Below are 26,401 nucleotides of genomic sequence, written 5' to 3'. Positions count from 1 at the left end.
GATGATGCTGAAGCTGCTGCCGGCGGGTGACGCCCGGCGGGCGGTGATAGAGCGCAGTATCCGGCTGGCGCAGGAGAAATAAGACCCTGACGGCCCGGTGGCGTGGCGCCACCGGGCCTGGCTATCCCAACGATACGCTAAAGCCTGAAAGTGAAGCCCGTGTGCAGTATGATGACGAGCATCGTCTCTTATCAGGACATCCTATGAAACAAATCACCTTTACGCCGCGCCATCACCAGCTTACCAACACCAATACCTGGACACCTGACAGCCAGTGGCTGGTCTTTGATGTACGGCCTTCAGGCGCGTCATTTACGGGCAAGACCATTGAGCGTGTCAATGTGCATACCGGCGACGTGGAGGTGATTTATCGCGCTGTGCAGGGCGCGCATGTCGGTGTGGTGACGGTGCATCCTGCCGACAATCACTATGTGTTTATTCATGGCCCTGAAAACCCTGATGAGGCGTGGCATTACGATTTCCACCACCGTCGGGGCGTTATTGCAACGCCGGGAGGCGTGACTAATCTCGATGCGATGGATATTACTGCGCCGTATACTCCCGGCGCGCTGCGCGGCGGCAGCCACGTCCATGTGTTTAGCCCGAACGGCGAGCTGGTGAGTTTTACCTATAATGACCACGTTCTGCATGAGCGAGATCCGGCGCTGGATCTGCGCAATGTCGGCGTGGCCGCGCCGTATGGGCCGGTTACGGTGCCGGTTCAGCATCCGCGCGAATACAGCGGTAGCCACTGGTGCGTACTGGTTAGCCGCACGACGCCTGCGCCGAGACCTGGCAGCGATGACATTAACCGCGCCTATGAAGAGGGCTGGGTGGGCAACCGCCAGATCGCCTTTATTGGCGATACGCTGTCGCTGACGGGCAAAAAAGTCCCGGAGCTGTTTATTGTCGATTTACCGTGTCATGAAAACGGCTGGAAACAGGCAGGCGACACGCCGCTGACGGGAACCGAATCAACGATGCCATCGCCGCCGTTGGGCGTAGTTCAGCGGCGTCTTACCTTTACTCACCAGCGTGTTTATCCTGGACTCACTAACGAACCACGCCACTGGGTCCGCAGTAATCCGCAGGCGACGGCGATCGCCTTTTTGATGCGGGACGATAACGGCGTAGCGCAACTGTGGCTGATATCGCCGCAGGGAGGCGAGCCCCGGCAGTTAACGCATCATGCGACCGGCGTACAGTCAGCGTTTAACTGGCATCCGTCGGGTAAATGGCTGGGACTGGTGCTGGAAAACCGGATTGCCTGCTGCGACGCACAAAGTGGGAGGATCGACTTCTTAACCGCCAGGCACGACAACCCGCCGTCTGCGGACGCCGTCGTTTTTTCACCGGATGGGCGACACGTCGCATGGATGGAAGAGGTTAAAGGGTTCCGTCAGCTATGGGTGACGGAAACCGGGCGATAAATCAGGGAGGAGGCATCTTCGCCGGGGGGATGACGGCATTGGTCATTTTCGTCTCCTCCTCGCTTTTCTCGACGCGCGATCTTACCGAACTGTCTTTGCGGAAGATGTCCCACGGCAGAAGGATCGTATCCATCACGGCGGTAAATGGCATATCCAGGATGGCCAACGATTTGGTGCCCCAGTTTGTCTCATCGTTACCGATCATCGTAGCGCTGGCGCGCGTGCCAGGATAAGTACCCTCTTTACCGCCGGTGTGCGACATGACGCTTGAACAACCGCCTAATAAAAGCATCCCATTCCATATTATCAGCGTTAACCACACGTTTTTTATCATCACTCATTCATCTGTTGGTTGTCGTTATTTGCATGATGAGTTATAGCGATCCGTTGCTAAAAATAACATCACCAGTACGTGGCACTGTGGCGGTAATCGCACTTTAACAATCAGTGCTGTCCCAACCAGTCTATGCAATAGCCAATAAACTGCAAAAAAAAGTCGGATTAAAATACTTGAAAAGTACGTATTCAGACCCATTTATAAGACGTAGTGAATAGAAGGGCACGCCTGATGGGTGTTCTGGCAATCCTGGCCTGTCCATGATGGAAGGTCTGACATTCTCGCTGATTTCAGGAGTTTATGATTATGCGTAACTTTGATTTATCCCCGCTGTACCGTTCTGCCATTGGTTTTGACCGTCTGTTTAACCTGCTTGAAAATAACCAAAGCCAAAGTAATGGCGGCTACCCTCCGTACAACGTTGAGCTGGTAGACGAAAACCACTACCGCATCGCCATTGCCGTTGCCGGTTTCGCGGAAAGCGAACTGGAGATTACCGCCCAGGATAATTTACTGGTGGTAAAAGGCGCTCATGCGGACGAGCAGAAAGAACGTACTTACCTGTATCAGGGCATTGCCGAGCGTAACTTTGAACGTAAGTTCCAGTTAGCGGAGAACATTCACGTTCGCGGCGCAAACCTGGTCAACGGGCTGCTGTATATCGAACTGGAGCGCGTGATTCCGGAAGCGAACAAACCGCGCCGTATCGAAATTAACTGATTCCGTCGGGTCGCGTTGCGCGGCCTGTCATCCCATGCTCGCCGTCAGGGAGCATATTCGCACGTAAAGTGTGAAGGTAAAAACTCGCTTCTTAGAAGGAGAAATGATTATGCGTAACTACGATTTATCCCCACTGCTGCGTCAATGGATCGGTTTTGACAAGCTGGCCAATGCGCTGCAAAACAGCGGCGAAAGCCAGAGCTTCCCGCCCTATAACATCGAAAAAAGCGACGATAACCATTATCGCATCACCTTAGCGTTAGCCGGTTTCCGTCAGGAAGATCTGGATATTCAACTGGAAGGCACGCGCCTGACGGTGAAAGGTACGCCGGAACAGCCGGAAAACGAGCCCAAATGGTTACATCAGGGCCTGGTCATGCAGCCTTTTAGCCTGAGCTTTACGCTGGCTGAGAATATGGAAGTTTCCGGCGCGACGTTTACCAACGGCCTGCTGCATATTGATTTAACCCGTAACGAGCCGGAAACCATTGCGCCGCAGCGTATCGCCATTAACGAACGCTCCGCATTAAATAGCTAATAAGCTCCTTGCCTTGCCCCGCCAGAGATGGCGGGGCTTTTTTGTGCCACGAAAAAGGGTAAGACGCTGCCGAAGTCAGGACGTCTGGGCGGTTTTGTAACATGAGAATGTGCGCCATGCTGTATATATGCCTTAACGGTTCAGTCATAATCCCTATAAATTGAAATGTTACTCACAGGGAAGAAAAGATGAGTGATATCGCATTGACGGTCAGCGTTCTGGCGTTGGTGGCGGTTGTCGGTTTATGGATCGGCAACATTAAAGTGCGCGGTGTCGGCTTTGGTATTGGCGGTGTTCTGTTCGGCGGTATTATCGTCGGCCACTTCGTCGATCAGGCTGGGGTGACGCTGAGCGGCGATATGCTGCACTTTATCCAGGAATTCGGCCTGATCCTTTTTGTTTATACCATCGGCATACAGGTGGGGCCGGGGTTTTTCGCCTCGCTGCGTGTTTCCGGGCTACGTCTGAATCTGTTTGCCATTCTGATTGTGATTATGGGCGGGTTGGTCACCGCGATTCTGCATAAAATTTTCGCTATTCCGCTGCCGGTGGTGCTGGGAATTTTCTCCGGCGCAGTCACCAATACGCCTGCGTTAGGGGCGGGTCAGCAAATCCTGCGCGATCTGGGAACGCCAGTGGATCTGGTGGATCAGATGGGGATGAGCTATGCGATGGCGTATCCGTTTGGCATCTGCGGTATTTTGCTCACCATGTGGCTGATGCGGCTGATTTTTCGCGTTAACGTCGAGGCGGAGGCGCAGAAGCATGAATCCTCTCTCGCTAACGGTCATTCATTAATTCAGACAATGAATATCCGTGTCGAGAATCCGAACCTCAATAATATGGCTATCCAGGATGTGCCGATCCTGAACAGCGATAAAATCATTTGCTCACGCCTGAAACGCGACGACACGCTGATGGTGCCGTCGCCGGGGACGATTATCCAGGCAGGCGACCTGCTGCACCTCGTCGGCCAATCTACCGACCTGCATAACGCGCAACTGGTGATCGGCAAGGAAGTGGACACCTCGTTGTCGACGCGCGGCACGGATTTACGCGTCGAGCGTGTGGTCGTCACCAACGAAAAAGTGCTCGGCAAACGTATCCGCGATTTGCACTTTAAAGAGCGTTATGACGTGGTTATCTCCCGCCTTAACCGCGCGGGCGTTGAGCTGGTCGCCAGCAGCGACGCCAGCCTGCAGTTTGGCGACATTCTCAATCTGGTGGGGCGTCCTGCCTCGATTGATGCGGTAGCCAATGTGGTCGGCAACGCGCAGCAAAAACTCCAGCAGGTGCAGATGCTGCCGGTGTTTATCGGCATCGGATTAGGGGTTCTGCTTGGGTCAATCCCGTTGTTTGTGCCGGGATTCCCGGTCGCGTTAAAACTGGGGCTGGCTGGCGGGCCGCTGATCATGGCGCTAATTTTGGGGCGTATCGGCAGCATCGGTAAGCTGTACTGGTTTATGCCGCCGAGCGCCAACCTCGCGCTGCGTGAATTAGGCATCGTTTTGTTTCTGGCGGTCGTTGGGCTGAAATCCGGCGGCGATTTTGTCGATACGCTGACGCAGGGCGAAGGATTAAGCTGGATTGGCTACGGTATTTTCATCACCGCAATTCCGTTGATTACCGTCGGTCTGCTGGCGCGGATTTTTGCCAAAATGAACTATCTGACGCTGTGCGGGATGCTGGCCGGTTCGATGACCGATCCGCCAGCGCTGGCATTTGCCAACAATCTTCATGCCACCAGCGGCGCGGCGGCGCTCTCTTACGCGACCGTCTATCCGTTAGTGATGTTCCTGCGTATTATCACGCCACAACTGCTGGCGGTGATTTTTTGGGGAATGGGTTAGCGCCTGATGGCGCGTTGCTTATCCAGCCTACGCACTGTGTTAAATCCAGGCTGGATAACGCGCGCCGCACCGGCCACACTTCTGCTCTTCTTCTTATCTTCTTCCTCAATGAACGCGCTAATCAGCGTAATGGCAACGAGCATAATTCCAATTTTTTTCAGTTAGTTATCAATCTTCTTCGCCTTTTTTTTCGTCGCGACGGGTGGTTTTTCAGCTTTTAATTCGGCAATAATGCCTTTCCTGGCGGTGGCGTTGAAAAAGGTCGTAACTGAAATGAAAAATAGCGGCAATGAGCGTGGTTGCGCCAAAACGCATCACCAGTGAACTACAGTTATTTTGCAATAAGATTCCCTTGCTGCGGGATAATGTGAAGCATATCAGCAACAACGTGAGTGGTATTCTGAAAACGAACGGGAATACATAAGAACGTAAAAGGAGTCGTCATGAAGATTTCCCGCCTCGGAGAAGCGCCGGATTATCGCTTCTCACTGGCAAATGAGCGCACCTTTCTGGCGTGGATTCGCACCTCGCTGGGATTTCTGGCGGCAGGCGTCGGTCTTGATCAGCTCGCCCCGGATTTTGCCACGCCGGTGATCCGTGAACTGCTGGCGCTATTGTTGTGTCTGTTTGCGGGCGGCCTGGCGATTTATGGCTATCTACGCTGGTTACGTAATGAAAAAGCGATGCGCCTGAAAGAGGATTTGCCCTATACCCATAGCCTGTTGATCATCAGCATTATTTTGATGATTGTCGCGGTGATAGTGATGGGGCTGGTACTGTATGCCGGATAGTCGTAAAGCCCGTCGGCAGAACGATCCGGGGCTGCAACCGGAACGTACGTCGCTGGCCTGGTTTCGCACGCTGCTGGGATACGGGGCGTTAATGGCGTTAGCCGTCAGGCACCACTGGCATCAGGCGGGATTCCTGTTCTGGGTGTCAATCAGCGTTCTGGCGATAGTGGCGGTGATTCTTTGGCGTTATACCCTGAGTCGTAATTTAATGGATGTCGCGCATAGCGATTTTTCCGAAACTCATGTCGTGCGTGACAAATTTTTGATCTCCCTCGCTGTGTTGTCGCTCGCAATCCTGTTTGCTGTTACCCATATTCGCCAACTTATTGCATTTATCGGGAATTTTATATGACAGGACGTCAGGACATTGTCGTGAGTGATGACCAGATTCAGGTCGTCGTAAATCGCCAGAATAGCCAGCGCCCTCAGCAACTGTACCGTAACTTACAACGGCTCGGCATTCGCAATGTCCATTTTATCCCATTGTTGGAACATGACCGGAACGGAATGTTGACCGAGGATTCATTGTGTTCAGCAGACTGGGGGCGGTTTTTAAATAGCATATTTGATATCTGGGTACGTGAAGATATTCAGCATATCTCGGTCCGCCTTTTTGATGAGACGCTACAGCAGTGGTGCGGCGGCAGGAATAGCGCTGAAGCGCCGGACATGGCGCCGCTAAGCGCTGAATGTCAGAAGTGCTCTTTCTTGCGCTTTTGCGGCGGCGGATGTCCTGAGCATCGGGATAGCCAGGGGAAAAACCGGCTTTGCGAGGGCTACCAGACCTTTTTTAACTACTCCTCGCCGCATATGCGGGTGATGCGGGATTTACTGAAGCAGCATCGCTCGCCGGAGGAGTTAATGGCGATGCTGCGTTGACCACAGGCCTGATAAGCGTAGCGCCATCAGGCGATGGCGTGCCGGATGGCGTTGCCGTCTTTCCGGCACTGAGCGAGTATTAGCGTCCTTTCGCCAGGTATTGTTCCATTTCATCTTCCGGCACCATGCCGCCCCCGGTTGCCCATACCAGATGCGTCGCGTTGCCGAGCTGCGTCTGACTGAATCCATGCCTTTGCTGATACGCGGCGGCGGCGCAAATGCGCTGTGGTCCGGCCATCCCCGCCAGAGCTGATGGCTCCAGTCGAATTCCTTCCTCCTGCGCCAGCCAGCCCAGCATGTCATACATTGTTTGATCGTCTAAGGTATAGAGGCCGTCAAGCAGACGCTCCATTGCCCGACCAACAAAGCCCGAAGCGCGACCTACCGCCAGGCCGTCAGCCGCCGTCAGGTTATCAATACCGATATCTTGTACTGAGATGGCATCGTGCAGACCGGTATAAACGCCGAGTAACATACAGGGTGAATGGGTCGGTTCGGCAAAGAAACAGTGGACGTTGTCGCCAAACGCCAGTTTCAGGCCAAAGGCGACGCCGCCAGGGCCGCCGCCAACGCCGCACGGCAGATAAACAAACAGTGGGTGACTGGCGTCAACGACGCGTCCCTGTTGCGCGAATTGCGCTTTCAGGCGCTGGCCCGCTACCGCATAGCCCAGAAATAGCGTGCGAGAGTTTTCGTCGTCGATAAAGAAACAGTTTGGATCGGATTGCGCTGATTTACGGCCCTGCTCAACCGCCACACCGTAATCATCCTCGTATTCCACGACCGTCACGCCGTGGCTACGCAGCTTCGCCTTTTTCCAGGCGCGGGCGTCGGCAGACATATGTACCGTCACTTTAAAACCGATGCAGGCGCTCATGATACCGATCGATAGCCCCAGATTGCCGGTTGAACCGACGGCGATACTGTACTGGCTGAAGAATTGTTTAAATTCCGGCGAAAGCAACACGCTATAGTCATCGTCGGTGGTTAACAGACCCGCCTCCAGCGCCAGTTTTTCCGCGTGCGTTAGCACCTCGTAGATGCCGCCGCGCGCTTTAATGGAACCAGAGATTGCCAGGTGACTGTCTTTTTTTAACAGCACTTCACCGTCGATCGTTTGCCCATACTCTTTTTCCAGCCGCTTTTGCATGGCCGGAATAGCGACCACGTCAGATTCGATTATGCCGCCAGCGGCAGCGGTTTGCGGAAACGCTTTCGCCAGATACGGCGCAAAGCGCGCCAGACGGTCATGGGCGGCGTTTACGTCCTGCTCCGTCAGGCCGACATACGGTAGACCTTGTGCAAGAGAGGTGGCGCCCGGGTTAAACCAGGTGGTTTCTTTGAGGGCGACCAGATCCTCGACCAAAGGATACCGGGCGATGAGCTTTTGTATGTTTTCCATAGTACGTCTCTTTACGATCAGATGATAAAGGAAAGCAGGAATGTGCCAGCCAGTGCAACGACAGATGCGATAAACGTGGCCGTCGTATAGTATTTAAACGTTTCATTCAGCGTAGCGCCGCAATACTGCTTGACCAGCCAGAACAGGGAATCGGTCACGATCGTGCAGCCAATGGCGCCGGAACCGATGGCAATAGCGATGATCTCCGGGCTGACGTCAGGATAGAGCGGCAGCATTGGCGCAACAATCGCGGTGGCGCCCATCATCGCCACCGTCGCAGAGCCGACCGCCGCGTGCAGAATCAGCGCTACCAGCCATGCCAGCAGAATCGGGTGCATATGCATATTTGAGAGGATCACCGCCAGCGTGTCCGCCAGCCCGCTACTTTTGAGAATGGCGTTGAACGCGCCGCCCGCGCCGATAATCAGCAGGATGTTCGCAATGGCGCCAAAGCCGTTTTCGGTGTGGGTAAGTAGCGCGCTCATACCCATATGCTGGCGCAGACCGAGTATGTAATACGCCACAAAGACAGCGATAAACATTGCGGTGATCGGATTACCGATAAACTCCAGCAGCGTATACAACGTGCCGTCTTTCGCCATATTCAGTTCAGCGACGGTTTTCACCAGCATCAGGCCAATCGGCAGCAGAACGGTAAACAGCGTTGCGCCCAGCGACGGCAGGGTGTTTTCGGCGCGCACTTCAAGATCCGCAAACTCTGTCGGTACGGGCTTGAACGGCAGACGATTACCCAGAAACTTTAAGAACAGCGGGCCGCCGACCAATGATGCCATCAGTCCGACCAGCAGACCGTAGACAATCACCGAGCCGATATCCGCCCCCAGTTTATTTGCGACAAACAGCGCAGCCGGATGCGGCGGTACCACGCAATGGACGGCCATCAGCGCGGTACACAGCGGAATGGCCAGCTTCAGCAGCGAGGTATGGGTCTTTTTAGCGATAGAAAACGCCAGTGGGATGAGCAACACGACGCCCACTTCCACGAACAACGTGATACCGCAAATCAGCCCCACCAGTACCATGATCACGTCAGCAGAGAGCCAGCGGCAGCGCTGGAGCGTAAGCCCGATGCGTTCCGCCGCGCCGGAAACCTCCATCATTTTGCCGAGGATGGTGCCAAGACCGATAACGGCGGCCAGAAAACCGAGCGTACCGCCTATTCCGTTTTCTATCGCCGTGACCATCTCCAGCGGCCCCATGCCCATCATCGCGCCGACAAAGAAACTGGCGAGCAGTAACGCCAGGAAGGGGTGGAATTTAAACTTCACGATGGTCAATACGATTAACACGATGCTGATCAGCAGCGTGCTCACTACCCAGATTTGAGCGTGCATATCTCACCTACCCTGTGATTAATCTGTTCTTATTGGACAGAAAAACAGCACCCCCTGACAAACGATATAATTTGCCATTCACATGATGTAAATTGAATCAACTATGTGATTTCCATCTAATATTGCCTTTATTTTGCGATATGGTTCATTTTGCTTCATCTATGTGCGGATTTTTTCAGCGTGTTTTTTTACACTTCGGGAAATTAAAAGATGACTGAGGTTGCCATGGAACCCCTTCGCGATACCCGAAACCGCTTACTCAACGGCTGGCAGTTATCCAAACTCTATACTTTTGAAGTCGCGGCCAGACACCAGTCCTTTGCTCTGGCGGCAGATGAGCTGTCGTTAAGCCCCAGTGCGGTAAGCCATCGTATCAATCAACTGGAAGCCGAGTTGGGAATCCAGCTATTTGTCCGCTCTCACCGTAAGGTGGAGCTTACCCATGAAGGCAAACGGGTATTCTGGGCGCTGAAATCGTCGCTGGATACGTTGAATCAGGAAATCCTCGATATCAAAAATCAGGAACTGTCCGGCACGCTGACCGTGTATTCCCGTCCCTCTATCGCCCAGTGCTGGCTGGTGCCCGCGCTGGGGGACTTTACCCGTCGCTATCCGTCAATTTCTCTCACTATGCTGACCGGCAACGATAACGTTAACCTACAGCGTGCCGGCATTGACCTGGCTATCTATTTTGACGATGCGCCGTCGGCGCAGCTCACGCACCATTTTTTAATGGATGAGGCGATTTTGCCCGTTTGCAGCCCGGATTACGCCCGTCGTTTCGCCTTGCAGGACAACCTGAATAACCTGCGGCACTGTACGCTCTTACACGACAGACAGGCGTGGAGTAACGATTCTGGCACCGATGAGTGGCACAGTTGGGCGCAGCATTTTGCGGTAAATTTGCCGGATTCATCCGGCATTGGCTTCGATCGTTCTGATTTAGCGGTGATTGCCGCGATGAACCACATTGGCGTGGCGATGGGGCGTAAACGGCTGGTGCAAAAGCGTCTCGACAGCGGTGAACTGATTGCGCCTTTTGGTGACATGAGGCTGAAATGTCATCAGCATTATTATGTCACCACTCTGCCTGGCAGGCAGTGGCCGAAAATCGAGGCATTTATTCGCTGGTTGCAGGAACAGGTGTGAAGATTTATTACGCTTTGTCGCTACACCTGCCGGGAGTGAATATGCTAAATACGTGCTATCACCGTGGTAAAAATTTTAGGGGGCGTCGTGTTTAAACCGCTTATTGCCTCTCTCATGCTGACCAGCGCGGTCGTCTATGCGAAACCGATGCCTTTGACGGCGGCGCGCTATGCGCAGCAGCTTGGCGTTGGGATGGATGTTGACTGGGCGCGAACGGAACGGGGTATCCGCGAGTTTGATCCGCTGGTCGTGCGGGATTTTAAGGCAAAAGGGTTAACGCATGTCCGTATTCGTGTGGCAGGCGCGCCGACGGAAGCGCGCCTCATCCATTTGCGTAAGCTGGTAGAGGCCTGCGAATACTATGGCGTCATACCCATTATTGCCTATCAGGCGGATGCGTATAAAACCGATCCCAGCGCCAGCCATGAAAAGGAGCTGATCAACTGGTGGAGCGTGGTCGCGCGCTATTTTGGTCAGACATCCCCGCTTCTGGGGTTCGATCTCATTTATGAGCCTGCCGACAAACTTAATCATAATATGGCGTCGCTGAATCGCGTATATGACAAAACCATCCGCCTGATTCACGCCATTGACCCACAGCGGATGATTTTCGTTGCCCCCCGCATGCGCGCCGCGCCGGAGGATTTGTCGGCGCTTAAACTGCCGGCGCAAAGCCAGAACTATGTACTGGCGGAGTGGCACATCTTCCCGTGGGGACCCCTGAAAAGCGGCGGTAAATATCCGTGGACGTCAGGCACGGCGGCGGAAAAAGCGGCGATTCGGGCACGGATTAACGCTGCGGTTCGCTGGCAGCATAAGACCGGCCATGCAAGCTGGGTGGGAGGATGGGCGCCGGGAGAGTCGATAAAAATCACGCCGGTCGCTTCACAGTTCGCGTTTGCCCGTTTTATGGCCTGCGAGCTGAAAAAAGCGCATATTCCGTATGCGATAAACGCGGACACTCAGTTTTATGACGGCGAAGAAGGAGCGTGGCGTCCGGCGCAGGAGTCCCTGCTCAATGCGATGATCGCGCCGGAATGTGAAACGCCCGGCAAAAAGCCGGGCGAGGGGAATGTTAAACCGTCTGTCCCTGATGCGATATCCGTGACGCCAGCGGCAGCCAGCACGCCAGGATCAGCAATCCCATAAGGGTCATCAGCAATCCCAGACTGCCCTGACCGGTTTGCGGCAGCATTGCCGAAAGCCACGCCAGTACGCCGGAACCAATATTTTGCAGCCCGCCGACCAGCGCGCCAGCGGTGCCTGCGAGGAACGGAAACGGCTCCATCGCGCCGCTGGTGGCCAGTGGAAATAACATCCCGGCGCCGAAGAAAAACAGCGCAGCGGGGATGAGTAGTGTCCAGACGTTCATCACGCCAAACCAGCCGGGAATCCACATCATAAGGCCTGCCAGCAGACAGCAAATAACTGACTGCCACATCAGGGCTGAGAAGCGTTTATTCGGGCGTCCGGCAAACCAGGCGCCGAAGAACGCCGCCGGAATCGGCAGAATAAACAGAATGCTTACCACCATACTGCTGAGACCTAATACTGCTCCCATCAGCACGCCGGAACAGGCTTCAAAGACCGCAATGCCAGCCAGCCCGCCGATTAGCATCAGCAGGTAACAGTTAAATGCGCCGTTGCCAAACAGCGTTTTATAGCTGGCGATCAGCCGCGTACGCGGCGCGGCGGCGGGGCGGGTTTCCGGCATCCAGCGCGCCATGCTGAAGGTGACGCCAGCGCAAAGCACCAGCAGGAAAGCGTAACACGCGCGCCAGTTCCACAGGGTGTCCAGCAGACCGCCAATCAGCGGCGCTAACAGCGGGCTGACCAGAATCCCCATATTTAACAGGCTATTGGCGTGACGAAGTTGCGTTCCTTCATACAGATCGCGCGGGAGCGTTCTCGCCATTACTCCGCCAACGCCGGTTCCCATCCCTTGCATGGCGCTGGCGGCAATCAACACCGTCAAACTATGCGTGGTCATGGCGAACAGGGTCGCTACCATAAAAATAGACATGCCGACGAGGATTACGGGGCGGCGCCCAACCCGGTCGGAAAGCGGGCCGTAAAACAGTTGCGAGACGCCGTAGGTCAGGAGGTAAGCAGCCATTACGCTCTGGACGGCGCCTTCCCGGACGTTTAGCGCTTGTGCCATATCGGCGATGGCGGGAATATAAATGGTTTGCGCCATCTGCCCTACGGCCACCAGTAACACCAACATCAACAACAAATTGACGTTTCTCTGCCTTTTCATTTCGCTGATTACTTTTCAAAAAAAGAAAAAATAAGAATAACTTGCTGCGCATTCCCATAAATGCGAGAGGAATCTATCACACCAGAAAAAGAAGGCCAGACAGCAACCAGCAATGGCAGACGAAGGAACGGCAGGATATGTAAACAAAAGCGGCAACAAATGTTGCCGAGAATGTGTTACGTCTGCAGCTGTTATTGGGCGATCATGACAGACGGAGTAAAATCGCCCCGAGGGCAATCCCGCCCGCCGCCACCAGACGTAGCCCGGCCACTTTCTCTTTAAGCAACAGCCAGGCTATCAGCGCGCCGAATAAAATCGACGTCTCACGCAGCGCGGCGACCACCGCCAGCGGCGCCTGGGTCATGGCCCATAGCGCCAGCCCATAAGATCCCATAGTGCCAATCCCGCCAAAAATGCCTTTTTTCCACTGTTGCGCCAGATAACGCGACGCTTCCCGCCGCCGCGCAATCATCGCCCAGGTTAACAGGCAGGCGCCGTTGAGAAAAAATGACCATAGCGTATAGCCCAGCGCCGTTTCTGAGAGTCTTACGCCGGTCCCGTCCACCAGCGTATATCCGGCAATAAAACAGGCGTTAGTTAATGCCAGCACGACACCACGTTGAGAGCTGGCGCGGCCATTACAGGCCATCCCAAGTATCGCCATGCAGATCACTGCGATGCCGACCCAGGCTAGCGACGACAGACTGTCGCCAAGAAACAGAACGCTAATGAGCGCCACCAGCAGCGGCGCGGTGCCGCGCATAAGAGGATAGGTCTGGCTCATGTCCGAGACCTGATAGGTTTTCGCCACCAGGACGGTATACACCACCTGGAGCGCGGTAGAGGCCGCTAAAAAAGGGATACTGGCGTGAGCTGGCTGCGGCGAGAAGGGCAAAAGGATCAATGCCATGACCGCCGCGGAACCGCTGACGCCGATCGCGGCGTAGAGCTTATCGTTTCCCGCTTTGACAATGGCGTTCCAGCTGGCATGTAGCAGCGCGGCGAACAGCAAAATGCAGAAAACGGAAAGGGTCATAGCGTCAGGCGTCGTTGAGGGTGTCATAAAAACGTAACATACCCGGGAAGCGAAAGACCAGCGGATAAGGTGAAAGGGGAGCGGTTGCCCGCTCCCCTTCGGTGCGGCTTGAATCTGAATTACTTAAGGTATTTCAGAACAGCATCAAGCAGTTGCAGTGCTGCAACAATGAGTTTCAGGATAAGAATGGTGATATCCACTACGCTCATACGCGTCTCCTGTGGTTAAGGAGCACTGCCAGCCGACGTACCTTTCCGCTGCCTGTTGCCAGCTGTTGCGCACGCGATCCCTTTTGCGAGGAATAGTGTGCGTGTTGACATAACACAGTGTGCTCACGAGGGGGTTAAGGCGCTGACGGCACCACCCGTTTCAGCCAGGACTTCGTTGCGCCGGTTTACGATGCGGCCCCCGCATAACACATTGTGTCAAAGACATTATAGTTAAGTACTGTATAAATGAACAGTAATTTATAGACAGAACGGAGCTTCTGATCCATACTCAAATTCATCAAAATTCGCGCCGAAATTGCGCGTTCTGCACAGAACGCGTATACTTCTGCTGTTGACATAACACAGTGTGCTTCGCGGCTACCACCCGCATTACGCTGTAAGAACCTCGCTTCGGCGAGGTTTTTTGTTTTCCGGCATTGTGAAACGCGTAATCATCAATCCCGGCGATTACCGGAGGGCGCTACGCTTATCACGCCTATACCCCAGGTGCGTAAATTCGTAGAAAAATGTGATCGATGACGCATTTTTGTGCAGATGAAAATTTTTCCGTTGTCATGCTGAAAGCGCTGTGCTTGTATAAAACGTGTTAATAACAAATAGACAAGGCCCCTAATGAACCCTTCCATGCTGAACGCGACCCTACTAACAACTGCGCCATCTCGCGCAGTGGTCGTCGTGCGTGTGGTGGTGGTCGTCGGCAATGCGCCGTAGGGTCCGGAACACACACGATTCCAAAACCCCGCCGGCGCAAACCGGGCGGGGTTTTTTGTTTAAGACACCTTCCCGGAACGTCGGCTCAGAATAAAAGGAATGGAGCATGGCAAGTTCGGGCACAACATCTACACCTCAGCGCTTTACGGGCGCGGAATTTATTGTTCATTTTCTGGAGCGCCAGGGGATTCGTATCGTCACCGGCATTCCCGGCGGTTCGATCCTCCCCGTTTACGACGCGTTAAGCCAAAGCACGCAAATCCGTCATATTCTGGCGCGCCATGAACAAGGCGCGGGGTTTATTGCGCAGGGGATGGCGCGGACGGAGGGTAAACCTGCTGTTTGTATGGCCTGTAGCGGGCCAGGCGCGACCAATCTGGTCACGGCCATTGCCGATGCACGCCTGGATTCCATTCCGTTAATCTGCATTACCGGGCAGGTTCCGGCGTCCATGATCGGTACTGACGCGTTTCAGGAAGTGGATACCTACGGTATCTCTATCCCCATCACCAAGCACAACTATCTGGTCAGAAATATCAACGAGCTGCCTCAGGTGATGAGCGATGCTTTTCGTCTGGCGCAGTCGGGACGTCCTGGCCCGGTGTGGATAGACGTTCCTAAAGATGTGCAGACGGCGACCATTGAGCTGGATGCGTTGCCGTCGCCGGCGGAAAAATCACCCCCGCCGGAGTTTAGCGCAGAGAGTATCCGCGAGGCCGCCGCAATGATTAACGCGGCGAAGCGTCCGGTGCTGTATCTGGGCGGCGGCGTGATCAATGCGCCGACACGCGTGCGCGAACTGGCGGAAAAAGCGCAACTGCCGACGACAATGACCTTAATGGCGCTGGGAATGCTGCCTAAGGCGCATCCGCTGTCGTTAGGAATGCTGGGGATGCACGGCGCGCGCAGTACCAATTTTATTCTGCAAGAGGCCGATTTACTGATTGTTCTGGGCGCGCGTTTTGATGACCGGGCGATTGGCAAAACGGAGCAGTTTTGTCCGAACGCCAAAATCATCCATGTGGATATCGATCGCGCCGAGTTAGGCAAAATTAAGCAGCCGCATGTGGCTATTCAGGCGGATGTCGATGATGTACTGGCACAGTTAATTCCCCATATCGAGGCACAGCCGCGGGAAGCATGGCATCAGTTGGTGGCGGACTTGCAGCAAGAATTCCCTTGCAGTATTCCCCAGGAAAATAACCCGCTTAGTCACTATGGGCTGATTAACGCGGTCGCCGCCTGTGTGGACGACAACGCGATTATTACCACTGACGTAGGTCAGCATCAGATGTGGACCGCGCAGGCTTATCCGCTCAACCGTCCGCGTCAGTGGCTGACTTCCGGCGGGCTGGGCACCATGGGGTTTGGTCTGCCCGCGGCGATTGGCGCGGCGCTGGCGAATCCGGGCAACAAGGTGCTGTGTTTTTCCGGCGACGGTAGTTTGATGATGAATATTCAGGAGATGGCTACCGCCAGTGAAAACCAGTTGGATGTGAAAATCATCCTGATGAATAACGACGCGCTGGGACTGGTACATCAGCAACAGAGTCTGTTCTATAAACAGGGCGTTTTTGCGGCGACCTATCCGGGAAGCATCAACTTTATGCAGATTGCCGCCGGGTTTGGTCTGGACACCTGTGATTTGAATAACGAAGCCGATCCACAGGCGGCGTTGCAGGCTATCATTCGTCGTCCTGGACCGGCGTTGATCCACGTGCGCATTGATGCAGAAGAAAAAGTGTATCCGATGGTGCCGCCGGGTGCGGCAAATACAGAGATGGTGGGGGAATAAGCCATGCAGAAACAATCACATGATAACGTTATTCTGGAGCTGACCGTTCGCAACCATCCTGGCGTGATGACCCACGTCTGCGGGCTGTTCGCCCGACGCGCTTTCAACGTTGAGGGTATTCTCTGTTTACCGATTCAGGGTAGCGATCAGAGCCGCATCTGGCTTCTGGTCAATGACGATCAGCGGCTTGAACAGATGATAAGTCAGATCGATAAACTGGAAGACGTGGCGAAGGTGGTACGAAACCAGTCCGATCCCACCATGTTCAATAAAATTGCCGTCTTTTTTGAGTAAGTTATTCACTTTCCGAATCAGGCGTGATGACTTTGACGGAACCATTCCGACAGTGAACGGCATAATCTGTCGGTAATGGGCGATCGCTAATCAGGACATCAAAGGCAGAAAGCGGACCAATGCTGGCAGGCGCGACCTCATCAAACAGGGCGTGACGCGCCAGCAAAATTTTGCGCAGACCGCGCTCCATCGCTTTACGTTTGGCGGCAAGATCATCCGGGTTAAACCAGCTCACGCCAAAATGTTCATGTACGCCGCTGGCGGAAATAAACACTTTGCGCGGATTGAGCGAATCCAGCGCCGAAGGATTATTGGCATCATAAAAGGCATCGCTCTTGGCCCGATAGGTGCCGCCGCACAGAATCGCCGTGGCATTAGGCTTTTCATTCAGCGCGATAAATACCCGATGCGAGTAGCAAATCCCGGTAAAGGTAATATCATCCGGTATCATGCTGATAACTAATGGCATTTCCGGACCGTTATCAAAAAAAACCAGATCGTTTTCACGCACCAGTCCGGCGGCCAGGATCGCAACGGGAAGGTCGTCCCGATGATGCGTCTTTTTCGCCGGCAGCGGCATATTGGTTGAAGACGCAGGCTTATTTACCATGACGATATAGCCGCCGAGCAGCGTCAGCGGTAAAGGGTCATCATCCTGGCTGAGATCGCGGCGAATGGTCATCACCGAAACTTCCAGCATCCGCGCGGCGTCTTTCAGATGGATTCGATCGGTCTTTTTCAGTAACTCCATCAAGCGTCGGATACGTTCTTTTTGCTTGGTCTCCATTCACCCTCTCCGCAAATCATGTTGTTATGTTCCATCAGTAACATTTATGTGTTTCTGAGAACATTACAGTGTGGCACTACTATACGTCTGGCTGTCAGGAAATAAAAGTGGGTTTATTCGCGTTTTATAACAATAAATAGTTAATTTTCAGTAAATTGTAACCCTAAAAATGATTTAATGCGCGTATGTTCCGCCAGGGATTGTTCACGCAGTAAATGGCAAAATGATCCTCTAATCGCGATCATAGTCACAAATGATACGGAAGTAACATGATAATGTTATTTTAATATCATTGTCGTGTGACGATTTCTGAGAGGGAGTAAAATGGATATCGCGGTTATTGGCTCTAACATGGTGGACCTTATCACCTACACCAACCAGATGCCCAAAGAAGGGGAAACTCTGGAAGCGCCGGCGTTTAAAATCGGCTGCGGCGGAAAAGGGGCGAACCAGGCCGTGGCGGCCGCTAAGCTCAATTCAAAAGTATTGATGTTGACCAAAGTGGGCGACGATATTTTTGCCGACAACACCATTCGTAATCTCGAATCCTGGGGGATCAATACGACGTATGTAGAAAAAGTACCGTGTACCAGCAGCGGCGTAGCGCCGATTTTCGTCAACGCCAACTCCAGCAACAGCATTCTGATCATCAAAGGCGCTAACAAGTTTCTCTCGCCGGAAGATATCGATCGCGCGGCGGAAGATTTAAAAAAATGCCAGCTTATTGTTCTGCAACTGGAAGTTCAGCTTGAAACGGTTTATCACGCAATAGAATTTGGCAAGAAACACGGGATTGAAGTGTTATTAAACCCTGCGCCAGCATTACGGGAATTAGATATGTCTTATGCCTGTAAATGCGATTTCTTTGTACCCAATGAAACCGAGCTGGAAATATTAACCGGTATGCCAGTGGATACCTATGACCATATTCGCGCAGCGGCACGTTCGCTGGTAGATAAAGGGCTGAACAATATTATTGTCACCATGGGCGAGAAAGGCGCGCTGTGGATGACGCGTGACCAGGAAGTCCATGTTCCGGCGTTTAGAGTGAACGCTGTTGATACCAGCGGCGCGGGCGATGCCTTTATCGGCTGTTTCGCGCATTACTACGTCCAGAGCGGGGATGTGGAAGCCGCCATGAAAAAAGCCGTCCTCTTTGCCGCTTTCAGCGTCACCGGGAAAGGCACCCAATCCTCTTATCCAAGCATTGAGCAATTTAATGAGTATCTTTCGTTGAACGAATAACAATCACCCTGCACTGTTAAAGGTAGCACTATGAACGATAAAAACATCGTTCAGATGCCCGACGGGTATCTGAATAAGACACCTCTGTTCCAGTTTATTTTGTTATCCTGTTTATTCCCATTATGGGGATGCGCAGCCGCGTTAAATGATATTCTGATTACGCAATTTAAAAGTGTATTTTCGCTGAGCAACTTTGCTTCGGCATTAGTACAAAGCGCCTTTTATGGCGGTTATTTTTTAATTGCTATTCCGGCCTCGCTGGTCATTAAAAAAACCAGTTATAAAGTGGCGATACTTATCGGCCTGACGCTATACATTGTCGGCTGTACGCTCTTTTTCCCGGCGTCGCATATGGCGACCTACACCATGTTCCTCGCGGCGATTTTCGCCATTGCGATTGGCCTGAGTTTCCTGGAAACGGCGGCGAATACCTACAGTTCGATGATCGGGCCGAAAGCCTACGCCACGCTGCGGCTGAATATCAGCCAGACCTTTTATCCGATCGGCGCGGCGGCAGGCATTTTATTGGGTAAATATCTGGTCTTTTCCGAAGGGGAAAGCCTGGAAAAACAGATGGCGGGCATGAATGCCGAGCAAGTCCACAACTTCAAGGTGCTGATGCTGGAAAACACTCTGGAACCCTATAAGTACATGATTATGGTCCTGGTAGTGGTGATGGTACTGTTCCTGCTGACGCGTTTTCCGACCTGTAAAGTCGCGCAAACCGCGAGTCATAAACGCCCCTCGGCGCTGGATACGTTACGCTATCTCGCCAGCAACGCCCGTTTCCGTCGCGGTATTGTGGCGCAGTTCCTGTATGTGGGAATGCAGGTGGCGGTCTGGTCGTTCACTATCCGTCTGGCGCTGGAGTTAGGCGATATCAATGAGCGCGATGCCTCAACCTTTATGGTCTACAGCTTCGCCTGCTTTTTTATCGGCAAGTTTATCGCCAATATTCTGATGACACGCTTTAACCCGGAAAAAGTCCTGATCCTTTACTCTGTGATCGGCGCGCTGTTCCTGGCCTATGTGGCGCTGGCGCCCAGCTTTAGCGCGGTATACGTGGCGGTGCTGGTCAGTGTTCTGTTTGGCCCCTGCTGGGCGACCATTTATGCCGGAACGCTCGATACCGTCGATAACGAGCATACCGAAATGGCGGGGGCGGTCATCGTGATGGCGATTGTCGGCGCGGCGGTGGTTCCCGCGATTCAGGGCTACGTGGCGGACATGTTCCACTCGCTACAGCTCTCATTCCTGGTTTCCATGCTGTGCTTTGTTTACGTTGGCGTTTACTTCTGGCGCGAAAGCAAAGTACGCGGCAACCTGGCTGAAGTCGCCGCGTCCTGAGGAGATCAACTATGACAACACGTATTACATTATGGCGGGAGCTTTTTAGCGAGCAGCCGCGTATCTTGCTGGAAAATGATGATTTTACGGTTACGGCGTTTCGTTACGCCAGCGGCGTGGAAGGACTGAAAATACAAAACAGCCGCGGTCATCTGGTGATTCTGCCCTGGATGGGGCAGATGATTTGGGACGCGCAGTTTGACGGTCATGATCTGACTATGCTCAACATGTTCCGCCAGCCGAAGCCGGCTGCGGAAGTGGTGGCAACGTATGGTTGCTTTGCTTTCCATTCCGGACTATTGGCGAATGGCTGCCCGTCGCCGGAAGATACACATCCTCTGCACGGCGAGATGCCCTGCGCTGCTATGGACGACGCCTGGCTGGAGTTAGAGGGCGACAGTCTGCGCGTGACCGGGCGCTACGAGTATGTGATGGGGTTCGGTCATCATTATCAGGCGCAACCTGCGGTGGTAATGCGTAAATCAAGCGCGCTGTTTGATATTCAGATGACCGTGACTAACCTGGCTTCAGTCGCCATGCCGCTACAGTACATGTGCCACATGAACTATGCCTATGTGCCGAACGCCACGTTCCGCCAGAATATCCCGGATACCGCGCTGAAGCTACGCGAGTCGGTGCCGGCGCATGTCAAACCCACGGCGCAGTGGCTGGCGTTTAATCAACGACTTTTGCAGGGTGAAGCCTCGCTGGCAACGCTCAACGAGCCTGGCTTTTACGACCCGGAAATCGTGTTCTTCGCCGATGAACTGGACAGGTACACGGATACCCCGGAATTCAGTATGATCGCCCCGGATGGCACCACGTTCGTGACACGTTTCGCCAGCGCGGAGCTGAATTACGTGACCCGCTGGATTCTTTATAACGGCGATCAGCAGGTTGCCGCCTTTGCCCTGCCCGCGACCTGTCGGCCTGAAGGTTTTCTCGCGGCGCAGCGAAATGGAACCTTGCTTCAACTGGAACCGCAGCAAACCCGGACGTTCACCGTCACGACAGGCATTGTCTGACCGCTCAAGGCTTGAACACCCAGGCACTTATCGTTAAGGTAAGTGCTTTTGCCGGATGGCGGCATTAATGCCTTATCCGGCCTACAACGGCACCTGCCCGTAGGCCTGATAAGCGCAGCGCCATCAGGCATGTCTTAGCGCCAGGATGAACCCATGATTACCGTTGCCCTTATCGACGACCACCTTATCGTCCGCTCCGGCTTTGCACAGCTACTGGGGCTGGAACCTGATTTGCAGGTGGTCGCTGAGTTTGGTTCCGGGCGCGAAGCGTTGGCAGGCTTACCGGGGCGCGGCGTACAGGTGTGTATCTGCGATATCTCGATGCCGGATATTTCCGGACTGGAGCTGCTAAGCCAACTGCCAAAAGGGATGGCGACGATCATGCTCTCGGTTCACGATAGCCCGGCGCTGGTGGAACAGGCGTTGAATGCCGGCGCGCGCGGTTTCCTCTCTAAACGCTGTAGTCCGGATGAGCTGATCGCCGCGGTGCATACGGTGGCGACGGGCGGCTGCTATTTGACCCCCGATATTGCCGTGAAACTGGCGGCGGGTCGGCAAGATCCGCTGACCAAACGCGAGCGTCAGGTGGCGGAAAAACTCGCCCAGGGTATGGCGGTAAAAGAGATTGCCGCCGAACTGGGGCTGTCGCCAAAAACGGTGCATGTCCATCGCGCGAATCTGCTGGAAAAATTAGGCGTCAGCAATGACGTTGAACTGGCGCATCGCATGTTTGACGGTTGGTAATGAACACCTTTTTTTCCCGTTTAATCACCGTTGTTGCCTGCTTTTTTATTTTCTCCGCCGCGTGGTTCTGCCTGTGGAGTATCAGCCTGCATCTGGTAGAGCGCCCGGAGCTGGCGGCGCTACTCTTTCCCTTCGGCCTGCGCCTGGGACTTATGCTGCAATGCCCGCGTGGATACTGGCCAGTATTGCTGGGCGCGGAGTGGCTGCTGGTGTACTGGTTAGCGCAGGAAGTTGCGCTGGCCCATCTGCCGCTTTTGATGATCGGTAGTGTGTTGACGCTACTGCCCGTGGCGCTAACCTCACGTTACCGCCATCAGCGCGACTGGCGCACGTTATTGCTTCAGGGCGCGGCCCTCACCGCCGCGGCGCTACTGCAATCCCTGCCCTGGCTGGGGCAGGGGGAAGCGGCATGGAACGCGCTACTGCTGACCCTCACGGGTGGTCTGACGCTGGCCCCCATCTGCCTGGTTTTCTGGCACTATCTCACCAGCACTACCTGGCTGCCGCTGGGACCATCGCTGGTATCGCAGCCGGTAAACTGGCGCGGGCGGCATCTGATCTGGTATCTGCTGCTGTTTATCGTCAGTCTGTGGCTGCAACTGGGGTTACCTGCTGAACTTTCGCGCTTCACGCCGTTCTGCCTGGCGTTGCCGATTATCGCGCTCGCCTGGCATTATGGCTGGCAGGGCGCGCTCATTGCCACACTGATGAACGCTATCGCGCTGATCGCCAGCCAGACCTGGCACGATCATCCCGTCGATTTATTACTTTCGCTGTTGGCGCAAAGCCTGACCGGGCTACTGCTTGGCGCGGGCATTCAGCGTCTGCGCGAGCTGAACCAGTCGTTGCAAAAGGAGCTGGCGCGCAACCATCGGCTGGCGGAGCGTCTTCTGGAGACCGAAGAGAGCGTGCGGCGCGATGTTGCGCGTGAGCTGCACGATGACATCGGACAGACCATCACCGCGATTCGAACCCAGGCGGGCATTGTGCAACGACTGGCGGCGGATAACGGCGGCGTGAAGCAGAGCGGGCAACTTATCGAGCAGCTTTCGCTGGGCGTGTATGACGCCGTGCGTCGCCTGCTGGGGCGCTTGCGCCCGCGCCAGTTAGACGACTTAACGCTGGCGCAGGCCATCCGTTCGCTGCTGCGCGAAATGGAGCTGGAAAGCCGCGGTATTGTCAGTCACTTCGACTGGCGAATTGACGAAACGGCGCTGAGTGAAAGTCAGCGCGTGACGCTGTTTCGCGTCTGTCAGGAAGGGCTGAATAACATCGTAAAACATGCCAATGCCAGCGCGGTGACGCTCCAGGGCTGGCAGCGGGATGAGCGGCTGATGCTGGTGATTGAGGATGACGGCAGCGGCCTGCCGCCGGGCTCTCACCAGCAGGGCTTCGGCCTGACCGGAATGCGCGAACGCGTGTCGGCGCTCGGCGGGACGCTAACCATCTCTTGTACCCACGGTACGCGGGTGAGCGTCTCGTTGCCCCAGCGTTACGTTTAAGGAAGGATAATGCTTTCGTTTTTAAAAGCCCCAGCTAACGCGCCGCTCATCACCGATAAGCATGAGGTTGACGCCCGCTATCGCTACTGGCGGCGGCACATCCTGATCACCATTTGGTTGGGTTACGCGCTGTTCTATTTCACCCGTAAAAGCTTTAACGCCGCCGCGCCGGAAATCCTTGCCAGCGGCATTCTGTCCCGCAGCGATATCGGCCTGCTGGCGACGCTGTTTTACATCACCTACGGGGTGTCGAAATTTGTCTCCGGCATCGTTAGCGATCGCTCTAACGCTCGCTATTTTATGGGCATCGGGCTGATTGCGACCGGCGTAGTGAATATTCTGTTCGGCTTCTCGACCTCGCTGTGGGCCTTTGCTCTGCTATGGGCGTTGAACGCCTTTTTCCAGGGGTTTGGATCGCCGGTTTGCGCCCGTTTGCTGACTGCCTGGTACTCGCGTACCGAGCGCGGCGGCTGGTGGGCGTTATGGAACACCGCGCACAATGTCGGCGGGGCGCTGATCCCTCTCGTCATGGCCGCTGTCGCCCTGCATTATGGCTGGCGCGTCGGGATGATGGTGGCCGGATTGCTTGCCATCGGGGTGGGCATGGTCCTCTGCTGGCGGCTGCGCGACCGTCCGCAGGCGATTGGTTTACCGCCGGTAGGCGACTGGCGGCACGATGCGCTGGAGGTCGCCCAACAGCAAGAGGGCGCGGGGCTAAGTCGCAAAGAAATCCTCGCTAAATATGTGCTGTTGAATCCCTATATCTGGCTGCTTTCGCTGTGTTATGTCTTAGTGTACGTGGTGCGCGCGGCGATCAACGACTGGGGCAACCTGTATATGTCCGAAACGCTGGGCGTGGATTTGGTCACGGCCAATACGGCAGTATCGATGTTTGAGCTGGGGGGATTTATCGGCGCGCTGGTGGCGGGCTGGGGCTCGGACAAACTCTTCAACGGTAACCGCGGACCGATGAATTTAATCTTCGCCGCCGGGATTTTGCTCTCTGTGGGGTCGCTGTGGCTGATGCCGTTCGCCAGCTACGTCATGCAGGCGGCCTGTTTTTTCACCACCGGTTTCTTTGTCTTCGGCCCGCAGATGCTCATTGGCATGGCGGCGGCGGAGTGCTCGCATAAAGAGGCGGCGGGCGCGGCCACCGGCTTTGTCGGCCTGTTCGCCTATCTCGGCGCGTCGCTTTCCGGCTGGCCGTTAGCGAAAGTGCTGGAGATCTGGCACTGGACCGGTTTTTTTGCGGTCATCGCCATCGCGGCGGGGATCTCTGCGCTATTGCTGCTGCCATTTCTGAACGCTCAGGCCCCGCGCGAGACCAGCGAAGCGTGATGCACCTCACTTTTTTGCGCTGAATGGGGCAAAACTAAGAAATTTTCCCGGTTTTGCCTGGACGCTGTCGCAGGCCACTTTTCCTGTGGATTTTTACAATGCCTGCCATTCGCAGGTATAAAAATTAGCTCAGGAGTAATCCATGCTGGCCTTCTTAAACCAGGTGCGCAAGCCGACCCTGGATCTGCCGCTCGATGTGCGGCGTAAAATGTGGTTCAAGCCGTTCATGCAGTCCTATCTGGTGGTTTTTATCGGCTACCTGACCATGTACCTGATCCGCAAAAACTTTAACATCGCGCAGAACGACATGATCTCTACCTACGGGTTGAGCATGACCGAGCTGGGGATGATTGGCCTGGGCTTTTCGATCACCTACGGCGTGGGGAAAACGCTGGTTTCCTACTACGCTGACGGTAAAAATACCAAGCAGTTTCTACCGTTTATGTTGATCCTCTCCGCTATCTGTATGCTCGGCTTCAGCGCCAGCATGGGCGCGGGGTCAACCAGTCTGTTTCTGATGATCGCTTTCTATGCCCTGAGCGGTTTCTTCCAGAGTACCGGCGGATCGTGCAGCTACTCGACCATCACCAAATGGACTCCGCGTCGTAAACGCGGCACCTTTCTCGGCTTCTGGAATATCTCCCACAACCTCGGCGGCGCGGGCGCGGCAGGCGTGGCGCTGTTCGGCGCCAACTACCTGTTCGACGGTCACGTCATCGGCATGTTTATCTTCCCGTCGATTATCGCGCTGATTGTTGGCTTTATCGGTCTGCGTTTTGGCAGCGACTCCCCGGAATCTTACGGTCTGGGTAAAGCTGAAGAACTGTTCGGCGAAGAGATCAGCGAAGAGGACAAAGAGACTGAAGAAAACGAAATGACCAAGTGGCAGATCTTTGTTGAATATGTATTGAAAAACAAAGTGATCTGGCTGCTGTGCTTCTCCAATATCTTCCTGTATGTGGTGCGTATTGGTATCGACCAGTGGTCAACCGTCTACGCCTTCCAGGAACTGAAGCTCTCCAAAGAAGTGGCGATTCAGGGCTTTACCTTGTTTGAAGTGGGCGCGCTGGTCGGCACGTTGCTGTGGGGCTGGCTCTCTGATCTGGCGAACGGTCGTCGTGCGCTGGTAGCCTGTGTGGCGCTGGCGTTAATCATCGCCACCCTCGGCGTCTACCAGCACGCCAGCAACCAGTATGTCTATCTGGCCTCGCTGTTCGCGCTCGGTTTCCTGGTGTTTGGGCCGCAGCTATTAATTGGCGTGGCGGCAGTCGGTTTCGTACCGAAAAAAGCCATCGGCGCTGCGGACGGTATCAAGGGAACCTTCGCTTATCTTATCGGCGATAGCTTTGCCAAGCTGGGTCTGGGCATGATTGCCGACGGCACACCTATTTTTGGTCTGACCGGCTGGGCGGGCACCTTCGCCGCGCTGGACGCCGCCGCGATCGGCTGTATCTGCCTGATGGCGATGGTCGCCGTGATGGAAGAGCGCAAAATCCGCCGTGAGAAAAAAATTCAGCAAGTCAATATCGCTTAAATGTGTGCATTTGGTAACGTTTTGCCCGGCTTAACGCCGGGCTTTTTTATGCCTTGCGTTCGTCAGACAGGATATCCGGCGTCTGGCGTAAATGAAGACAGG

At 54.6% G+C, this 26,401-nt stretch carries 26 protein-coding genes, 3 pseudogenes and 1 other annotated feature; of the genes and pseudogenes, 20 read left to right on the top strand and 9 right to left on the bottom strand.

Going from position 1 to position 26,401, the window contains the following annotated elements; genetic code table 11:
• Together HV477_RS28495 and HV477_RS18815 are read left to right on the top strand one after the other, a co-directional pair.
• A pseudogene (locus HV477_RS28495) lies at nt 1–82 on the top strand (hypothetical protein); the annotation flags it as partial.
• A 121-nt stretch (nt 83–203) separates the two neighbouring features.
• Nucleotides 204–1,430, top strand: coding sequence for a DUF3748 domain-containing protein (locus HV477_RS18815; RefSeq protein ID WP_135370033.1), 1,227 nt, complete (start codon nt 204–206; stop codon nt 1,428–1,430).
• Between the two features lies 1 nt (nt 1,431).
• On the opposite strand, the gene HV477_RS18810 is transcribed toward HV477_RS18815, so the two are convergent.
• Nucleotides 1,432–1,764 carry a YceK/YidQ family lipoprotein gene (locus HV477_RS18810; RefSeq protein ID WP_001675643.1) on the bottom strand — a complete coding sequence of 111 codons (333 nt, stop codon included), beginning with the start codon at nt 1,762–1,764 and terminating at the stop codon, nt 1,432–1,434.
• Between the two features lie 242 nt (nt 1,765–2,006).
• Nucleotides 2,007–2,080: a sequence feature (ROSE (Repression Of Heat Shock gene Expression) occurs in the 5'-region of heat shock genes and acts as an RNA thermometer to modulate expression.), on the top strand.
• Between HV477_RS18810 and ibpA the strand changes: the two genes are divergently transcribed.
• The 6 genes from ibpA (at nt 2,074) to HV477_RS18780 (ending at nt 6,545) form a co-directional block, all read left to right on the top strand.
• The gene (gene ibpA, locus HV477_RS18805) at nt 2,074–2,487 is read left to right on the top strand and encodes a small heat shock chaperone IbpA (protein WP_001532742.1); all 414 of its coding nucleotides are present in this window, start codon (nt 2,074–2,076) and stop codon (nt 2,485–2,487) included. Its footprint overlaps the feature before it by 7 nt.
• A gap of 109 nt (nt 2,488–2,596) precedes the next feature.
• Entirely contained in the window at nt 2,597–3,025 is a 429-nt protein-coding gene (gene ibpB, locus HV477_RS18800) for a small heat shock chaperone IbpB (protein WP_001246919.1), read from the top strand.
• A 188-nt stretch (nt 3,026–3,213) separates the two neighbouring features.
• A complete protein-coding gene (locus HV477_RS18795; protein WP_001279781.1) occupies nt 3,214–4,875 on the top strand; it encodes a putative transporter in 1,662 nt (553 codons plus the stop codon).
• Between the two features lie 443 nt (nt 4,876–5,318).
• Nucleotides 5,319–5,666 (top strand): YidH family protein, encoded by a 348-nt coding sequence (locus HV477_RS18790; protein WP_000703963.1) that lies wholly within the window; start codon nt 5,319–5,321, stop codon nt 5,664–5,666.
• Nucleotides 5,656–6,018, top strand: coding sequence for a DUF202 domain-containing protein (locus HV477_RS18785; RefSeq protein ID WP_001113454.1), 363 nt, complete (start codon nt 5,656–5,658; stop codon nt 6,016–6,018). Before HV477_RS18790 ends, HV477_RS18785 begins: the two co-directional genes overlap by 11 nt.
• The gene (locus HV477_RS18780) at nt 6,015–6,545 is read left to right on the top strand and encodes a radical SAM protein (RefSeq protein WP_079899354.1); all 531 of its coding nucleotides are present in this window, start codon (nt 6,015–6,017) and stop codon (nt 6,543–6,545) included. The genes HV477_RS18785 and HV477_RS18780 overlap by 4 nt, the downstream gene beginning before the upstream one ends.
• Before the next feature lie 79 nt (nt 6,546–6,624).
• On the opposite strand, the gene dsdA is transcribed toward HV477_RS18780, so the two are convergent.
• Both dsdA and dsdX read right to left on the bottom strand, forming a co-directional pair.
• On the bottom strand, nt 6,625–7,947 hold the full coding sequence (gene dsdA, locus HV477_RS18775) for a D-serine ammonia-lyase (protein WP_079899353.1): 1,323 nt from the start codon (nt 7,945–7,947) through the stop codon (nt 6,625–6,627).
• 17 nt (nt 7,948–7,964) lie between these two features.
• Nucleotides 7,965–9,302, bottom strand: a complete 1,338-nt coding sequence (gene dsdX / locus HV477_RS18770) for a D-serine transporter DsdX (RefSeq protein WP_000543317.1) — start codon at nt 9,300–9,302, stop codon at nt 7,965–7,967.
• A 225-nt stretch (nt 9,303–9,527) separates the two neighbouring features.
• On the opposite strand from dsdX, the gene dsdC reads away from it, so the two are divergent.
• Nucleotides 9,528–10,451 carry a DNA-binding transcriptional regulator DsdC gene (dsdC, locus tag HV477_RS18765; RefSeq protein WP_001541637.1) on the top strand — a complete coding sequence of 308 codons (924 nt, stop codon included), beginning with the start codon at nt 9,528–9,530 and terminating at the stop codon, nt 10,449–10,451.
• A gap of 63 nt (nt 10,452–10,514) precedes the next feature.
• Nucleotides 10,515–11,600 (top strand): cellulase family glycosylhydrolase, encoded by a 1,086-nt coding sequence (locus HV477_RS18760; RefSeq protein WP_000238922.1) that lies wholly within the window; start codon nt 10,515–10,517, stop codon nt 11,598–11,600.
• Here HV477_RS18760 and emrD read toward each other — a convergent pair.
• The 4 genes and pseudogenes from emrD to HV477_RS18740 form a co-directional block, all read right to left on the bottom strand.
• On the bottom strand, nt 11,527–12,711 hold the full coding sequence (emrD, locus tag HV477_RS18755) for a multidrug efflux MFS transporter EmrD (RefSeq protein ID WP_023260126.1): 1,185 nt from the start codon (nt 12,709–12,711) through the stop codon (nt 11,527–11,529). The genes HV477_RS18760 and emrD overlap by 74 nt on opposite strands.
• Before the next feature lie 202 nt (nt 12,712–12,913).
• Nucleotides 12,914–13,774: a DMT family transporter gene (locus HV477_RS18750; protein ID WP_001526328.1), complete on the bottom strand. Its 861-nt coding sequence runs from the start codon at nt 13,772–13,774 to the stop codon at nt 12,914–12,916.
• 92 nt (nt 13,775–13,866) lie between these two features.
• Nucleotides 13,867–13,956: a type I toxin-antitoxin system toxin TisB gene (gene tisB, locus HV477_RS18745; protein ID WP_000117642.1), complete on the bottom strand. Its 90-nt coding sequence runs from the start codon at nt 13,954–13,956 to the stop codon at nt 13,867–13,869.
• Nucleotides 13,953–14,067 (bottom strand): annotated as a pseudogene (locus HV477_RS18740) (hypothetical protein). The gene tisB and the pseudogene HV477_RS18740 overlap by 4 nt, the downstream one beginning before the upstream one ends.
• Nucleotides 14,068–14,589: 522 nt before the next feature.
• Between HV477_RS18740 and ivbL the strand changes: the two are divergent.
• From ivbL to ilvN, 3 genes are all read left to right on the top strand, one after another.
• Entirely contained in the window at nt 14,590–14,688 is a 99-nt protein-coding gene (gene ivbL / locus HV477_RS18735) for an ilvB operon leader peptide IvbL (protein ID WP_001541152.1), read from the top strand.
• Between the two features lie 106 nt (nt 14,689–14,794).
• Nucleotides 14,795–16,483, top strand: coding sequence for an acetolactate synthase large subunit (gene ilvB, locus HV477_RS18730; RefSeq protein WP_000168439.1), 1,689 nt, complete (start codon nt 14,795–14,797; stop codon nt 16,481–16,483).
• Between the two features lie 3 nt (nt 16,484–16,486).
• On the top strand, nt 16,487–16,777 hold the full coding sequence (gene ilvN / locus HV477_RS18725) for an acetolactate synthase small subunit (RefSeq protein ID WP_001171826.1): 291 nt from the start codon (nt 16,487–16,489) through the stop codon (nt 16,775–16,777).
• A gap of 1 nt (nt 16,778) precedes the next feature.
• Here ilvN and HV477_RS18720 read toward each other — a convergent pair whose 3' ends face one another.
• Entirely contained in the window at nt 16,779–17,564 is a 786-nt protein-coding gene (locus HV477_RS18720) for a DeoR family transcriptional regulator (RefSeq protein WP_000448638.1), read from the bottom strand.
• 324 nt (nt 17,565–17,888) lie between these two features.
• On the opposite strand from HV477_RS18720, the gene rbsK reads away from it, so the two are divergent.
• From rbsK to HV477_RS18705, 3 genes are read left to right on the top strand one after another with little or no spacing between them, the layout of a single operon-like run.
• A complete protein-coding gene (rbsK, locus tag HV477_RS18715; RefSeq protein ID WP_000350272.1) occupies nt 17,889–18,809 on the top strand; it encodes a ribokinase in 921 nt (306 codons plus the stop codon).
• 30 nt (nt 18,810–18,839) lie between these two features.
• Complete coding sequence (gene fucP, locus HV477_RS18710; protein WP_000998359.1) at nt 18,840–20,156, top strand: L-fucose:H+ symporter permease; 1,317 nt, start codon at nt 18,840–18,842, stop codon at nt 20,154–20,156.
• Between the two features lie 11 nt (nt 20,157–20,167).
• Entirely contained in the window at nt 20,168–21,181 is a 1,014-nt protein-coding gene (locus HV477_RS18705; RefSeq protein ID WP_001583442.1) for an aldose 1-epimerase family protein, read from the top strand.
• Here the strand turns inward: HV477_RS18705 and HV477_RS29055 are convergent.
• Nucleotides 21,127–21,312 (bottom strand): annotated as a pseudogene (locus tag HV477_RS29055) (hypothetical protein); the annotation flags it as partial. The gene HV477_RS18705 and the pseudogene HV477_RS29055 sit on opposite strands and share 55 nt — an antisense overlap.
• 22 nt (nt 21,313–21,334) lie before the next feature.
• Here HV477_RS29055 and uhpA point away from each other — a divergent pair.
• The 4 genes from uhpA (at nt 21,335) to uhpT (ending at nt 26,299) form a co-directional block, all read left to right on the top strand.
• On the top strand, nt 21,335–21,925 hold the full coding sequence (gene uhpA, locus HV477_RS18700; RefSeq protein WP_000633672.1) for a transcriptional regulator UhpA: 591 nt from the start codon (nt 21,335–21,337) through the stop codon (nt 21,923–21,925).
• A complete protein-coding gene (uhpB, locus tag HV477_RS18695; RefSeq protein ID WP_079899352.1) occupies nt 21,925–23,427 on the top strand; it encodes a signal transduction histidine-protein kinase/phosphatase UhpB in 1,503 nt (500 codons plus the stop codon). Before uhpA ends, uhpB begins: the two co-directional genes overlap by 1 nt.
• Nucleotides 23,428–23,436: 9 nt before the next feature.
• Nucleotides 23,437–24,765, top strand: coding sequence for an MFS transporter (locus HV477_RS18690; RefSeq protein WP_000948164.1), 1,329 nt, complete (start codon nt 23,437–23,439; stop codon nt 24,763–24,765).
• A gap of 142 nt (nt 24,766–24,907) precedes the next feature.
• Entirely contained in the window at nt 24,908–26,299 is a 1,392-nt protein-coding gene (uhpT, locus tag HV477_RS18685; protein WP_000879180.1) for a hexose-6-phosphate:phosphate antiporter, read from the top strand.
• The last annotated feature ends 102 nt before the right edge of the window (nt 26,300–26,401 follow it).

This window comes from Salmonella sp. SG203 (assembly GCF_013350575.1).
Classification (GTDB): Bacteria; Pseudomonadota; Gammaproteobacteria; order Enterobacterales; family Enterobacteriaceae; genus Salmonella; species Salmonella enterica.
Note: the sequence above shows the minus strand (reverse complement) of the source record. Positions and strands in the feature narration are given on the sequence as shown.

What these genes read in the sequence shown, in the direction of transcription:
- HV477_RS18815 (WP_135370033.1), top strand. Translation starts at nt 204, where the DNA reads ATGAAACAAATCACCTTTACGCCGCGCCATCACCAGCTTACCAACACC.
- HV477_RS18810 (WP_001675643.1), bottom strand. Translation starts at nt 1,764, where the DNA reads ATGATAAAAAACGTGTGGTTAACGCTGATAATATGGAATGGGATGCTT.
- ibpA (WP_001532742.1), top strand. Translation starts at nt 2,074, where the DNA reads ATGCGTAACTTTGATTTATCCCCGCTGTACCGTTCTGCCATTGGTTTT.
- ibpB (WP_001246919.1), top strand. Translation starts at nt 2,597, where the DNA reads ATGCGTAACTACGATTTATCCCCACTGCTGCGTCAATGGATCGGTTTT.
- HV477_RS18795 (WP_001279781.1), top strand. Translation starts at nt 3,214, where the DNA reads ATGAGTGATATCGCATTGACGGTCAGCGTTCTGGCGTTGGTGGCGGTT.
- HV477_RS18790 (WP_000703963.1), top strand. Translation starts at nt 5,319, where the DNA reads ATGAAGATTTCCCGCCTCGGAGAAGCGCCGGATTATCGCTTCTCACTG.
- HV477_RS18785 (WP_001113454.1), top strand. Translation starts at nt 5,656, where the DNA reads ATGCCGGATAGTCGTAAAGCCCGTCGGCAGAACGATCCGGGGCTGCAA.
- HV477_RS18780 (WP_079899354.1), top strand. Translation starts at nt 6,015, where the DNA reads ATGACAGGACGTCAGGACATTGTCGTGAGTGATGACCAGATTCAGGTC.
- dsdA (WP_079899353.1), bottom strand. Translation starts at nt 7,947, where the DNA reads ATGGAAAACATACAAAAGCTCATCGCCCGGTATCCTTTGGTCGAGGAT.
- dsdX (WP_000543317.1), bottom strand. Translation starts at nt 9,302, where the DNA reads ATGCACGCTCAAATCTGGGTAGTGAGCACGCTGCTGATCAGCATCGTG.
- dsdC (WP_001541637.1), top strand. Translation starts at nt 9,528, where the DNA reads ATGGAACCCCTTCGCGATACCCGAAACCGCTTACTCAACGGCTGGCAG.
- emrD (WP_023260126.1), bottom strand. Translation starts at nt 12,711, where the DNA reads ATGAAAAGGCAGAGAAACGTCAATTTGTTGTTGATGTTGGTGTTACTG.
- HV477_RS18750 (WP_001526328.1), bottom strand. Translation starts at nt 13,774, where the DNA reads ATGACACCCTCAACGACGCCTGACGCTATGACCCTTTCCGTTTTCTGC.
- tisB (WP_000117642.1), bottom strand. Translation starts at nt 13,956, where the DNA reads ATGAGCGTAGTGGATATCACCATTCTTATCCTGAAACTCATTGTTGCA.
- ivbL (WP_001541152.1), top strand. Translation starts at nt 14,590, where the DNA reads ATGAACCCTTCCATGCTGAACGCGACCCTACTAACAACTGCGCCATCT.
- ilvB (WP_000168439.1), top strand. Translation starts at nt 14,795, where the DNA reads ATGGCAAGTTCGGGCACAACATCTACACCTCAGCGCTTTACGGGCGCG.
- ilvN (WP_001171826.1), top strand. Translation starts at nt 16,487, where the DNA reads ATGCAGAAACAATCACATGATAACGTTATTCTGGAGCTGACCGTTCGC.
- HV477_RS18720 (WP_000448638.1), bottom strand. Translation starts at nt 17,564, where the DNA reads ATGGAGACCAAGCAAAAAGAACGTATCCGACGCTTGATGGAGTTACTG.
- rbsK (WP_000350272.1), top strand. Translation starts at nt 17,889, where the DNA reads ATGGATATCGCGGTTATTGGCTCTAACATGGTGGACCTTATCACCTAC.
- fucP (WP_000998359.1), top strand. Translation starts at nt 18,840, where the DNA reads ATGAACGATAAAAACATCGTTCAGATGCCCGACGGGTATCTGAATAAG.
- HV477_RS18705 (WP_001583442.1), top strand. Translation starts at nt 20,168, where the DNA reads ATGACAACACGTATTACATTATGGCGGGAGCTTTTTAGCGAGCAGCCG.
- uhpA (WP_000633672.1), top strand. Translation starts at nt 21,335, where the DNA reads ATGATTACCGTTGCCCTTATCGACGACCACCTTATCGTCCGCTCCGGC.
- uhpB (WP_079899352.1), top strand. Translation starts at nt 21,925, where the DNA reads ATGAACACCTTTTTTTCCCGTTTAATCACCGTTGTTGCCTGCTTTTTT.
- HV477_RS18690 (WP_000948164.1), top strand. Translation starts at nt 23,437, where the DNA reads ATGCTTTCGTTTTTAAAAGCCCCAGCTAACGCGCCGCTCATCACCGAT.
- uhpT (WP_000879180.1), top strand. Translation starts at nt 24,908, where the DNA reads ATGCTGGCCTTCTTAAACCAGGTGCGCAAGCCGACCCTGGATCTGCCG.